The organism is Cyclobacterium xiamenense, assembly GCF_900109255.1.
In the GTDB taxonomy this organism is placed as follows: domain Bacteria; phylum Bacteroidota; class Bacteroidia; order Cytophagales; family Cyclobacteriaceae; genus Cyclobacterium; species Cyclobacterium xiamenense.
In genome coordinates this window covers 51,783-65,100 of sequence record NZ_FNZH01000008.1, presented here as the reverse complement: position 1 = coordinate 65,100, position 13,318 = coordinate 51,783, and the positions used below count along the sequence as shown (strand labels likewise).

The window sequence follows — 13,318 nt, the reverse complement described above, 5'->3', positions numbered from 1 at the left end:
TTACTCTTTTTTCTAGCCTGGGCGGGCATTAATTATTTACTAATATATCCGCACTTAGATTATTGGTGTTTCCTGCCGGAGGGCTGGCATAACCCCGGGCTACAATGGTGTACACGCCTCCGGACCGTAAATTTAGATCCGGAATAGACAACCCTTCTTCTCCGGTAGCTGCCAGGTTGACCTGATAGGACTGTAGACCACTAGCTACTGTTACAAAGGAGCTGGCGCCCAGGTATCCCTGGTCTTCTATCAGCAAGGTCTCGCCCTCGTTTTCTTCCGAACGAATCACGTTTACTTCCGGAGCATCGGGCGATAGGTGAACAAATCGCACGGCGGCTTCTCCCGGTGCGGGAGCTACCTCCTCATCTTCTACCAACATCGCTTGTATGTTGTCGTACTCATTTACATAGAAAAGCGAATACGCTTCACCCGTTTCAAAAGTAAAGGTGGTATCTACCACGACGTTGGATGCACTTACCGGACTTACCCGCATGGTTCTTTCCCCCGCATAAAAGTTGAGGTAATTCGTATAATCCGCATACCGCAGCGGGTAGTAATTGATGCGCCCATTCTCCATTAAAATATCAAGCGAAGGCGCATCCGGAGAGGCATGGTACAATCCTACGTAAGAGATCTCAGGTAGGGGCGCCACATCCTCGTCGTCCGTATCACAACCGGAAATCAACCCAACAAATAGTCCAAGAAAAGCAATGGGTAGAAATCTGAAATTTTTTATGATTTTTCTCATTTCTACTACTAACATAACATTAATATAGTTTTATTTTATAAATTTATTTACAGACTGGTATACTAAAAACAATCACCGTGCCAATCGCCCAAGTTTTGAAACGGATTGGGGTATCCGGTATCCATTGGAAAGCCTATACCTGTATTTATTGGCCCGATCCGGAAGTCCAATCCAGTACTGCACCATCAAACACCAAAAGCACCGCCCAATAATATCTTTTTTTAGGGAGCGAGGCCAAATCCCCACCGCAACAGACTGGGGCCTGCCCGATCACTGAACCCGGCGAATCAGAACTATTTTTTTAAATTCTTGGTTGTTGAAGTATATCCACCAAACAAAAAATCGATAAATTATGGATTTAACGCAGAGAACTAAAGTAGAATTAGAAGATCGAATTGACAAAATTGAAGCGTTTATCGCGTCGAAGGGCGTCGGTGCGACCTATCTCAAAAAAGCGCAAAAAACGCAACGAGACATCAACCTGGCACTGCTCCTGGTAGGAGTTATCACGGTGGCAGGCATTGCCGCCTGGGTAAGTGGAAAGAATAACTAAAGCGAATACGGTAAACCTCGGTTTTCGTCCACCCATTCCAAGACCTGCGGTGGACGAATTTTCTTTTTAATACCCCCACTATTTTGCCTCAAGTACCTTATAAGTTCTTTTTAATCTGCTTGATCACTTGTATGATGATCAATGGCAAAAAGCTCGTTCCAACGATTAGCGCCCATATTCTACCTTCCATTTGCTGAAACGACAAAATCTCGTTGACTTTTGGGGTAAAATAAGCCAGGGCCAGCAGACTTAGACACAAGCCAAGCGCCATCCAGATGTACTTATTTCGCGTCACCTGATTGAAAAATACGTTTTCTTTTCCTTCCCTCATGTTGAATACGTGCAGCAACTGGGCAAAGGCGAGGCTGAAAAAAGCCACATTATTACTAATTTCCTCAGGCTGTTCCCATACAAAATGTGCAAAGAAATACGCTCCGGAGATGCAAGCAGTGAGTACGAGTGCATACACAACAATCTGCATCCAATTTTTACGCGTCAAAAGCGGTTCCCGGGGATCTTTTGGTGGAACTTTCATCACGTCCGCATTGCCTTCACCCACACCCAGAGCCAGGGCTGGAAATACATCGGACAGGATGTTTAAGAAAAGCAACTGCAGGGGCAGTAAGGGCAAGGAAAAAAGGCTGAAACTAACCAGCGCAATAATCAGGATCTCACTCAGGTGGTAGGACAATTGGTACATGATAAATTTCCGGATATTGCCAAAGATAACGCGCCCTTGCTCAATCGCTTTGACGATCGAACCAAAGGCGTCGTCTTTTAGTACCATGTCCGAAACCTCTTGCGCCACCTGCGTGCCTCGTTGGCCCATGGCAATTCCGATATTGGCTTTTTTCAAGGCCGGCGCGTCGTTGATTCCGTCACCGGTCATGCCCACTATTTCCCCTTTATCCTGAAAGTATTTGATAAGGTTTAGCTTTTGTGAAGGGTCTACCCTGGAAAAAATGCGAACCGCTGTCAATTGATCGCTATCCGCTTCTTCCAGTTTTGCATCCAGGTGCTTCCCAGACATTGCCAGCCCCTCCCGGTCCGCTTCCTCATCGATCAAATTGACTTTTTCTCCAACGTTTCGGGCCGTTCCTGGGTGGTCCCCGGTCACCATCACCACCCGAATTCCCGCCTCCGCACAGGTATCCATGGCGGTTGCCACTTCCATACGCGGCGGATCAATAAACCCAATCAAGCCAATAAAGATCATGTCCTGCAAAAAATCATCCGCTTGCTTCCCTTTAGGCAACTGATCCAATTCTTTGTACCCAAAGGCCAACACCCGTAAGCCTTCCTCGGCCAACTGATCGTTCCTATCCGACCACTGGGATTTTTCTTCCTCCGATAAGGCTTTAACCTCCCCGTCTACCAAAATCTTCGCGGACCGATCCAGGAAGGCATGGGCAGCACCCTTTCCTGCCACGTAGTGGGTTTCCCCCTCTTTATATACCGCTCCCATGACCATCGCTTCGGAGTCAAAGGGATCGTGTAACTCCCGCTTTAATTGACGCAGCCGCTCAAATTGGGACGAGTCTACCTTTTTAGAAAAATGGAGCAGGGCCAGTTCCAGCGGATCACCCTCGCCTGCCCCGGCCTGTGGTTTCTCATCGGGGTCCTCTGCAGGTGCGGGCGGTTTTTGGTTTTCTTGCGCAGATTCATTGCCTCCTTGCCCTGCCTCTTCTGTCAATTGGGCATCGTTTGCCAAAACGGCGACCTTAAAGAGATGGTGAAAATTCGTATTTTCCCTGGGTTTCTCCACGCCGGATACCTTCACTTCCCCACTATCTAACCAGTCAATCTCCAATCGCGTATCCGTTGGAAATACCAGGGTGGTAGCTGTTAACTGGTTTTTTGTTAGGGTGCCGGTTTTATCGGTAAAAATGACGGTGGTCTCTCCCAGTGTTTCCACAGCTTCCAGCTTTTTTACAATGACGTTCTTTTTTGCCAACCGCAGCATGCCGCGGGCGAGGGCAATGCTGGCCACAATGGGAAGCCCTTCGGGAATGGCGGCAATGGTCCAGGCGATGGAGGTTTGAATGAGCTCGTAAATTTCCTTTCCTGTCAACCAGCCTACGACCAGAAAAGCCAGCGCAAGTCCCAGCGTTACGTAAATCAGGTTTTTCGTCAGCCGATTTAATTTCTTATTCAGCGGGGTGCTGTCCTTTTCTTCCTCGCCAACTAATGCCGAAATCGTCCCCAACTCGGTCTGCATACCCGTTCCGTACACGACTGCCTTGCCAGTTCCGGTGGTGACGGCAGTACCTTTGAATAAGATATTGGTTCGGTCGGCTACTTATTTTTCTTCGTCAATCGTATCTGGCGTTTTAGCGACCGGAACCGACTCCCCGGTGAGTGGCGACTCGTCAAGGCCCAGTTCTGTGGCCGCTAGCAATCTGCCATCCGCTGACAGCAGGTCTCCCGACTCGACCAGCAAAATATCGCCTGGGACAATTGCCTCGGCATCAATGGTCGTTTTCTCTCCGTTACGCAAGACCCTGGCCTGAATCTTATCCATCTCCTTCAAGGCCTCCATGGATTTTTGGGCCTTAAATTCCATCCAGAAACCAATGAAGGTATTGATCAGCAGCACCACCAGAATGGCAACGCCCTCTGCGATGTCCCCAAAAAGAAAAGCCAACAAGGCAGCTGCAGACAAAAGGTAAATGACCGGGTTCATCACCTGCGCAAGGAGTATCTGCCAAATACTTTCCCTGTCCTGTTCTTCCAGGGTGTTCGGCCCAAATTTCTTTCGCCTTTTTTCTACCTCCTTATCGGACAAACCCTTTTCTGGGTCCACTTCCAATGCCTGCAGGACATCCTGGACGGATTGCCGATAAGGGTCGTTCAAGGTATTGCTCGATGCAGTTGCTTTTTTCATGGTCCAAATCGGTTACACTTTTAGTCGCTTTACGGTTGCTTGCCAGTTATTCGTTCAAAAAAAACTCCCTTACCTCGCCCAGTTTGAATGTATGGATTTTCCCTTGTACGCCTATGTTAACCTCGTTTTTCCAACCGGTCTCAAAAGTGATAAGTAGCTTTTTGTCATCCAGCGAAACGGCGATCCAATGGCGTCGGTACTGCACCCGCAAGGATATTTTCTTCAAGTGATCCAATAAAGGCGGATCGATCCACAAAGCATCCTCCCCAACTTCCAAGCCAAGAAAAGCCCGTTGCACGAGATCCAGGGATCCGGCCATGGCACCGAGGTGTATGCCTTCGGGCGTAGTGCCGCCTTGAATGTCTTCAAAATCACTGATCAGAACGGTCTCAAAATTATCCCAGGACTGCTGCTGATCGTATTTTAATAAAATCCAGGAAAATACCACCCGGCTCAGGGTGGACCCATGGGAGGTACGGTCCCGGTAGTACGCGATATTCTTTGAAACCAGTTCCTCCGAAAATTCAAGCCCGAGGTTCTCAAAAATGCGCTCAATTTCCGTTTTCGTAAAGAGGTAGAAAAGCATCAATACATCTGCCTGTTTGCTGGCCTTGTAGCGATTGGGGGTATCTCCTTCACTTTCCAGCACCCGGTCCAGCCGGTGAATGTCGTCGTATTTTTCCCGGTATGCTTCCCAGGGAAATTCCTCCAGCTTTTCGTACCCTTCGAACTGGGAAATGACGTGTTTATCCAGAAAGGGCACATACATTTTTTTGCTGATGTCCTTCCACAATTCCAGATCTGCCTCGGTAATATGGAGCTCCTTCATCAGCTCCCTGCGCCTGCTTTTCTCGATAATATCCACGATATGAAGCGCCTTTTGCATCACCCAGGCGGCCATTACGTTGGTATAGGCGTTGTTATTCAATCCCAACTGATCGGAGTCGGGATAGGAGGTGTGGTATTCATCCGGGCCTACCACGCCGTGAATTTCATAGCGGTCCTTTTCTTTGTTATGCGTAGTCATGCTCGCCCAAAAGAGGGCGATGCTCAGAAACATTTCTGCACCAAAAAAAGAGAGAAACTGCTGATCGTCCGTAGTCAGGTAATAATTCCAAATATTGTAGGCAATGGCCGAACTGATGTGCCGCTGCAGGTGGGTATTGTCGGGAATCCAGTTTCCGGACGCTGGATTTAGGTGCATCACCTGCGTTTCTTCCCGGCCGTTGCTGCCACTTTGCCAGGGATACATGGCCCCTTCTTTTCCCACTTCCGCCGCAGCAAACCGGGCCTCTTCCAGGCGGTAATACCTGTACATCAGCAAGCTGCGTGTCAGGTCTGGAAAACGCAGGTTTAAAAATGGAAAAATGTATACCTCGTCCCAAAAGATATGTCCCCGGTACCCCTCTCCATGCAGGCCTCGGGACGGTACGCCCACATCCATGCCGATCGTATTGGAGGAAACCGTTTGCAGCAAATGGAAAACATGCAGGCGAAGCAATTGCTGATTTTTGTCTCCATTGATAATTCCGATATCTGCCCGGTTCCATAGCTTCTGAATGGCCTCCCCGTGCCGCGCACAAATCTCCTCGAAACGTCCGGCGCGTTGGACGGATTTTTTTGCTTCGATTCCGGGGTGACTGATGGCACGGTCTCTGCTAGAGTAGATACCCACCACCTTTTCCAAGGTATAGGTGGTACCCTCCTCCACATCTACCCGCAACAGCTGCTCGATGTACCCTTCTCGCTGATTGGTGCTTATCAACGGGGTCAGTTGCCGCTCACCCTGGTACAAGGAAGTGCGTGCGGCCTGCGCCATCAGTATCCGGGATTGTCGGGTTTCGGCCAATAAAAAAATGGCATTGTCACCGATTTTTTCCGTCGTGGCAGGCTTCAAATGCCGGCTCTCCAACTCTCTGTAGCGGGGAACATTGTCATTGATCACGTTTCCATCGAGGGCGGAACATATCTCCAGGCTGCCGCTCCAGTTTTCGGGTGTAAGCGACCAGTGGATAGCGGCAATGTGCTTGTCCCGCATGCTGACGATCCGCTTGCTGCGGAGCGCAGTTCGTCTCCCTGCCTCGTCTTCGACACGAAACTCACGGATCAGCGTGCCTGATCTCATGTCCAGCGTTTGCTGATAATCCGGCACATTTTGGGTATTGAGATTAAGCCATTCGCCTCTTTCCGGCCTGAAATTCAAACAAAGCCAATTCGGGAAATTGACAAAATCTTCGTTCTCAATTATTTTTCCTGAAACCTCCGTCCTGGCCCGGTTAAACCCCCCTGCCAGGTAGGTGCCCGGATAGTTCACCTCATCTGCGCGGCTTTCCTCTGCAGCTCCCCGGGTGGCAATGTATCCGTTTCCCAAGGTACAGAGGGTCTCCCTGAGTTTTTGCTTTTTGGGCTTCCACCCATCGTAACGTATGCTAAAATTATCCTTCATGTTCACTAAATTCGTTTGGTTCGATTTGGTGCGTTCTTCCTCTCCTGCACCTACTTCGGGGCGGGCTCTTGCCAGCGGCGCAATTGCGCTAAAAATTCGTAGACTTCTTCGGTATCATTCAGCCGGTAGTTTGCATGGGTCTCTTCCCCATGGGTACCGACAAGAATACCGGTTCCCTGCAAGAATCGAAGGGCGTCTTCATCCGTAATGTCGTCGCCGATAAAAATGGGTTGGTGGCGCTTCCGTGCCAGATCCAATTTATCCAATAGCCAATTCAGTGCATGCCCTTTGTGCCAGTCCAGATTCGGCTTGATTTCCCGAATTTTTTTCCCCTTGCCAAGTTTTAATTGCTCCTTCCCTTCCATGACTTCCGCGACTGCCTGCTTCAGTTCCTTTACCCGGGACTTCTCCACCTTGCGGTAGTGCACGGCGATGGCGTATTTTTTCCGCTCCACTTCGCAGCCTTCGATGGATTGGATCCGCTTTTTTACCGCTTTTTCCACCTGGTCCAGTAGCGGCAATATCTCCTGACCGGGTTCGTATTGCATTTCCAGGCCATCGGGTCCGGATATCTCAAATCCATGGCTGCCGGCATAGATCAATTGGTCAAGGCCGACTTTGGATCGCAGATCGCTTAATCCCCTGCCGCTAATAATGGCTACGGTAAACTCCTCTGCCAGATCCGCAAGTACTTTCTTGTTTCCATCTGTCAACACAGCGGCATCGGGGTCGTCCACAATGGGCGTGAGCGTGCCGTCGTAATCGAAAAATAAAACCGGTTTTTTGCCGTTCATTTCGCTGAAAATTTGCTGCATGCTTTCAAGTGCATGCGGAAGTGAGTCGGGTAGCTGCGCCCTGCTTGTTGTTTCCATATACGTATCTATTTCTGTAAGTTGTTTGACGACTTGATCTGCTCCTGCGTCCAGGAGTTCCTCGGTTTCTCCGTTTCGGGCAACCCCGATGACCCGGGTAAAATGGCCCCGCTTCGCTGCCTTGATACCAGCAATTGCATCCTCCACGACCAGAGTATGCTCCGGGCTAGCCTTTAGTTCCTGCATGGCTCTGAGAAATACGTCCGGTGCAGGTTTGCCGGGAAGTTGCTCCCTCCGGGCCGTCTCTCCATCTACCCGGACGTCGAACCAATGCAACAGGCCGGCCGATTCCAAAATCTTCCGGCAGTTTCTGCTTGCGGAGATGACCCCTAGTTTGATCCCTTCCTTTTTCCACTTTTTCAGCATTTCCAGGGTATCCGGAAATACATCCACTCCCTCCTTTTCCATCAATTCCAAAAAAAAGGCGTTTTTTCGTTTGCCCAGACCGACAATGGACTCCGCTTCCGGCCCGTCATCGGGATCGCCTTCGGGCAAATGCAGGTTGCGGGATTGAAGAAAAGCACGTACCCCGTCGAGCCTGGATATACCGTCTATGTAGCGTTTGTAATCCCGGGGGAGATCCAGGGGAGGCTGTTGCTCCCCGGGAAGTTTTTCCAAAAAGGCATCAAACATTTGTTTCCAGGCCCGGGCATGAAGCCGCGCACTATCGGTGATCACGCCGTCCATATCCAGGATAATGGCTTGGATGGTGGGCTTTAATTCTTCTGACATCTGGCTGGTACAATTGGAGGTGAGGGTACGAAATGGATTAAATGCAAAGTCACCGGGAGAAAGACCAGGTTTGATGGCTACATCCCGGGAAGGACAATTAGCGAATCAGGCGACGGTGATTTCCTTGCTTAGGTACACATCCTGGATGAGCTGCAATAGCTTCACCCCTTCCTCCATGGGGCGCTGGAAGGCCTTTCTTCCCATGATCAGGCCCGTACCACCGGCACGTTTGTTTATTACGGCCGTTTTGACCGCCTCTTCCAGATCGCCTTCCCCCGAAGAGGCACCGCCGGAATTGATAAGGCCGATCTTTCCCATGTAACAATTGGCCACCTGGTAGCGGCACAAATCGATCGGATGGCTGCTGCTCAATTTGTCGTACATATCGGGATGAGATTTTCCGAAGCCGATGCTGGTAAATCCCCCGTTGTGGGTGGGGAGCTTTTGCTTGATGATATCCGCCTGCATGGTGACACCCAGATGATTGGCCTGTCCGGTCAAGTCTGCGGCGGTTTCGTAATTCTTACCGTCTTTTTCAAAACCGCTGTTCCGCGTGTAGCACCACAGGATGGTGGCCATGCCTAGTTGGTGGGCTCTTTCAAAGGCCTCAGCTACCTCCATGATTTGCCTGTTGGATCCTTCCGATCCAAAATAGACGGTGGCACCGACGGCGGCGGCTCCGAGATTCCAGGCGTCTTCCACAGAGCCAAACAGGATTTGCTCGTGTTTGTTGGGGTAAGTCAGCAGCTCGTTATGATTTATTTTTGCAACAAAGGGAATTTTGTACGCGTATTTTCTGGCAAACAACCCCAGGGTTCCCATGGTGGTGGCTACGCCGTTGCAGCCGGCTTCCAGGGCAAGGCGGATGATGTTTTCCGGATCAAAATACACCGGATTGGGTGCAAAAGCACTACCTGCCGAATGCTCGATACCCTGGTCAACAGGCAGGATGGAGAGGTAGCCGGTTTCGCCCAGGCGACCATGGCCGTATAGCGCGGCCAAATTGCGCAGCACCTGTGGGTTTCGGTTGCTGTTTGCGAATACTTCGTCAATAAAATTGGGAGACGGGAGTTGCAGGGATTTTTTGTCAAACGTTTTGCAGGAATGATCCAAAAAATAGCCCACATCGGTTCCGAGTAATTCGTGTATGCGATCAAATCCAGTGTTCATTGGTTAACGGGTTTGTGTTTACAAAAGGAGAAAGTAGCATTCCTGGGTGAAAATAGCAGCCGGAATACCGGTATATGGGTACATTTATTGTACCAAAGTCCCTGATTGGGGTTGTTTTAGCCAAAAATTTAAAATTCCGTCGAAAAACCGGGAAAATCTCCATTTTGGAGGGCGGGCCTATTGCTTTTTTGCCAGGCATCTCTTCCCTAGCCGATAGGATCCGATGGGCTACACCCATCGGTGGAAGATGGCGCCCTTTCAGGGCTAAAATTAGGCAATTGAAGTTAGTCACCAGATCTGATTACTAACCGAATCCCTGAACGCTATCTAGCAAGGAATACCATCTCTGTAGAAAACCCCGAGCGCTGAAAGCGCGAAACATCCCAGCACAGGGTGCAGCCCTGTGAAAAAATAGATAAACGGGTCCCAAGCCCTGTAGGGGCGAAAGATTTTCGTCAATCCCCATGCCGGAGTACAAGAACATATCCCGCCCCTACAGGGCTGCCAAAAAAATAATGACATTACCACGATGGGCTGCACCCATCGCCGGGAGATGGCGCACCTTTAGGGCTAAAATTAGGTGGGTTAGGCATACAAACAGGAAAAAAGTTAGCAGACCAAACCTGGGGATGGTGCCGGTCTGCCGACCCAATCGCTCGCTAGTGAAGGACCTTGTCAAACTCCACCTCCTGCGCGGCCAATACAAATACGATGGTCGGTAAGGCCTTGGTTTTTTCTTTTAAAGCGGTGTAGTACACCTCAAAATCTCCTTCCAGTTCGGGGACAGCCAGGCCGATCAGCACCAAATCGCTTTCGGCAGATTCCTCGCGCAGGATCTCCCAGAAATCCCTCCCTTCAGCCACCAGTAACTGGTAGCTAAAACCGGTTCTCATGCCGGAAAAGATGGCATCCAGGTTTTTCCGTGCCCCAGCGGAGGCTTCGGTATTGGGCACGACCATTTTTACGTTGACCGTCGCCTGCTGCCATTCCCGGCTGTTTTTGAGCAGGTAGGCCAAAATAATCATCAGACTACCATTCCGCTTCATTCCCCCCCACCAAACATCGATTACCCGCTTTTTTTTAAACCCTTTGTTGTTGTCGTCCTTTACTATGATGACGTTTTTTCTGGATTTATAGAAATGCCGGATCATTTCGGAATAGGCGTTCAGATGGGCTGCGTCCCGGGTATCGCCCAACAAAACGGTATTTGGTACCAACTGGCCCAGTCCGTAGGCGTTTACCAATTGGGTGGACCCGGTGAAGGGATCGGGGGCACGCAGTACCCGAACCAGGGCCTGCACGTTTTTATTGCTTAGAAAATCGGCTATCTGCCCCTCGTAGTCTTTGACTTTCTCCTGAGGCACGTTGGACTCAGAAACAATGGTACTGACCGTAAATAGTGCATTGCCGTTGGTAATGTCATTGGCGAGCTCGATCAGCCGCCAACGCTTCGCCGGGGAACCCGATAGCACCAAGATATTGGGGCGCCAGCTTTTCGCATCGCCTTCTTTTTCGAGACGCAGCAGCGCATACCGGATGATGGAGGAGAGCATTCCCCGACCCAGTCCTCCCCAGGTACCTTTGATTTTTCTTCGCTTCAGCCAGATAAAGATCATCCCAATCACCAAAAAAGCGGCAACGGTAGCCAAGGCATTGATAAGAAACATGACCGCCGCGCATCCCAGGGCCCCCAATACGGAGAAGAACCAATGCACCTTGAACTTGGGGCGGAAGGAAGGACTTTTGAGAAAGGTTTCGATGCCTGCCGTGACATTCAGTACCGCATAGGTCGTAAGAAAAAACATGGTCAGTATCGGGGCGATCAGGTTGAGATTACCAAAGTATACCGTAACCAGGGTAAGCCCGATGGTAAAGACCGTGGCCGCCCGGGGGATTTTCTCTTTCCCCGAAACCCGGGTAAAAAACCGCGACCATCCCGGCAATATCTTGTCATTGGCCAGGGCCTGCAAGACCCTTGGTGCACCCAGCAAGCTACCCGTAGCACTGGACAGCGTGGCTCCCCAGACGCCCAAGAGAATCGCTCCACCCCATAGTGCGATCCGCTCCATGATCAGGGGCTCGGCCACCAGCGTACTTGCGTCTACCCGCGCAGCCAGGACGATCGGGAGTACCATGTAGATGACATAGCCCACACCCACCGCCAGAAAAGTCCCCCGGGGAATGGAACGGGCAGGATCTTTCAAGTCCCCGGACATGTTCACCCCGGTCATTATGCCGGTAACTGCCGGGAAAAATATGGCAAAGACCTGCCAGAAACCCACGGACTGGGAAGCGGGCACGCCCCACAATTCGATATGGGAATCCTCCAACGGACTGCCCAATAACAGCGATACCAGCGACAATGCAATTAAGCCCAGGATAACATACTGTGCCTTGATGGTCGCCTGCGTGGAAAACAATGCGAGCGCGCCCAGTGCCCCTGTGGTTACCAATCCAATCCACCGGGCATCCAGGGCGGGAAAGATGGCGGTCAAACTTTCCGAAAAGCCGATGATATACAAGGAAACGGAAAAAGCCTGGGCCAGGTACAGGGGAATGCCCACTGCCCCACCGATTTCGGCACCCAGGGACCTGCTGATCAGAAAATAGGCCCCTCCACCCTTCACCGGGGCGTTGGTAGCCACGGCAGCAATGGACAGGGAGGTAAGAAAGGTGATCGAGGTAGACAGGGTGACGATCAATAAGGTACCAATCAGGCCCACGTTACCGACGACCCAGCCAAATCGAAGGTACATGATCACGCCCAGAATGGTCAACAGGGAAGGGGTAAATACGCCTCCAAATGTTCCCAATTTCGACTGCTTTTTCGATGGTTTGGTTTTTCCTGGCATGTTGGTTGGTTTATCAGCGACGGCCCAATTGGGCAATCGTTTTCAAACTCCCAAAAAAGGTAATAAATACCGGCAATTCCCAACTATCCCGCAAAATGCTTTTGCTACCGAGACGAGGCCGATGGTGCCGAATGCGGCTGATATGCAAACGCTTCTCTCCGGCAATTCTGCCATTGAGCGGGTACATCACTCTTCGACGGCTGATCCATTTTCCCGGCTCAGCCAGAGCAACCAGTCTGCTTCGGGCTTAAATGGCTCATTTCCCAAAAATTCACCAACGGCTTCCCAGGGGAAGTACGCGAACCACAGTAGCCTGATACGTTTCGATAGCGGATTGGAGGAAATCCGCCAGTATTGATTGTATTTTACTGTTTATTTATTAAATTGATTCATTCATACACCAAATAACAATATAACCTATGGAAAAGTACCTCGGAAAATTTGCCCCCCAATTGTATGCCCTGTTACGAATCGTGGCGGGATTCAGCTTCGCCATGCACGGTTCTCAGAAATTAATCGGCTGGCCCGGAGGCGAAGAACCCAAAGAATTGTTCTCCATGATGGGCGTTGCCGGCGTGGTGGAATTGGTGGGAGGGATTCTCATCATGATCGGCCTGATCGGTAGTATCGCCGCCTTTATCTCCAGTGGGCAGATGGCAGTAGCCTTCTTTATGGTCCATGCCCCACAGGGATGGAATCCCTTACTCAACGGCGGTGAAAAAGCGCTGCTGTTCTGCTTTATTTTTCTATTTATCGCTGCCAAAGGCTCGGGCATTTGGAGCGTGGATGGGGAGAAAGTAGCGGCTACGAGCTAACCAAAAGGGCTTTCCATTAAAGCTTAGGCGAGGGAGGACCACTTCCGGGCCTCCCTGCCCATCCGGACTGCCCGCAGTTAATTTACCCAACCCGCTTTTCGGAAGATATGCGGGCAATCCGGGTTTCCCTGCAGCCTTTCCTGAACCACCGCCGCATCGCGCTTCCGGAAATTCCGTGTATAGAAAAAGTGAATCGCGCATTCCATAAAACCCGACCGCCGATTTTTTCTTGAGACAGCGATCCGT

General features: G+C 50.6%; 8 protein-coding genes and 1 pseudogene. 3 read left to right on the top strand and 6 right to left on the bottom strand.

From position 1 onward, the window contains the following. Positions 1–28 precede the first annotated feature (28 nt). Positions 29–763, bottom strand: coding sequence for a DUF4397 domain-containing protein (locus BMW71_RS19325; protein WP_092177773.1), 735 nt, complete (start codon positions 761–763; stop codon positions 29–31). Between the two features lie 337 nt (positions 764–1,100). Here BMW71_RS19325 and BMW71_RS19320 point away from each other — a divergent pair, with 337 nt between their 5' ends. Continuing rightward, positions 1,101–1,301 (top strand): hypothetical protein, encoded by a 201-nt coding sequence (locus tag BMW71_RS19320; RefSeq protein ID WP_092177771.1) that lies wholly within the window; start codon positions 1,101–1,103, stop codon positions 1,299–1,301. Positions 1,302–1,398: 97 nt separating this feature from the next. On the opposite strand, the pseudogene BMW71_RS23940 reads toward BMW71_RS19320, so the two are convergent. The 5 genes and pseudogenes from BMW71_RS23940 to BMW71_RS19285 all read right to left on the bottom strand — a co-directional run bounded on the left by BMW71_RS23940 (position 1,399) and on the right by BMW71_RS19285 (position 12,257). Next, positions 1,399–4,185, bottom strand: a pseudogene (locus BMW71_RS23940) (cation-translocating P-type ATPase). 46 nt (positions 4,186–4,231) lie between these two features. Further along, a complete protein-coding gene (locus BMW71_RS19310) occupies positions 4,232–6,631 on the bottom strand; it encodes a glycoside hydrolase family 65 protein (protein ID WP_092177769.1) in 2,400 nt (799 codons plus the stop codon). Positions 6,632–6,681: 50 nt separating this feature from the next. Beyond that, complete coding sequence (otsB, locus tag BMW71_RS19305; protein WP_092177767.1) at positions 6,682–8,235, bottom strand: trehalose-phosphatase; 1,554 nt, start codon at positions 8,233–8,235, stop codon at positions 6,682–6,684. Positions 8,236–8,340: 105 nt separating this feature from the next. Further along, positions 8,341–9,405: a class I fructose-bisphosphate aldolase gene (locus BMW71_RS19300; RefSeq protein WP_092177765.1), complete on the bottom strand. Its 1,065-nt coding sequence runs from the start codon at positions 9,403–9,405 to the stop codon at positions 8,341–8,343. Positions 9,406–10,064: 659 nt separating this feature from the next. After that, complete coding sequence (locus tag BMW71_RS19285; RefSeq protein ID WP_092177759.1) at positions 10,065–12,257, bottom strand: Na-K-Cl cotransporter; 2,193 nt, start codon at positions 12,255–12,257, stop codon at positions 10,065–10,067. Between the two features lie 142 nt (positions 12,258–12,399). Here BMW71_RS19285 and BMW71_RS23590 point away from each other — a divergent pair, with 142 nt between their 5' ends. Both BMW71_RS23590 and BMW71_RS19275 read left to right on the top strand, forming a co-directional pair. After that, a complete protein-coding gene (locus tag BMW71_RS23590; protein WP_143057698.1) occupies positions 12,400–12,615 on the top strand; it encodes a hypothetical protein in 216 nt (71 codons plus the stop codon). Positions 12,616–12,676: 61 nt separating this feature from the next. Then, the gene (locus tag BMW71_RS19275) at positions 12,677–13,072 is read left to right on the top strand and encodes a DoxX family protein (RefSeq protein WP_092177755.1); all 396 of its coding nucleotides are present in this window, start codon (positions 12,677–12,679) and stop codon (positions 13,070–13,072) included. The last annotated feature ends 246 nt before the right edge of the window (positions 13,073–13,318 follow it).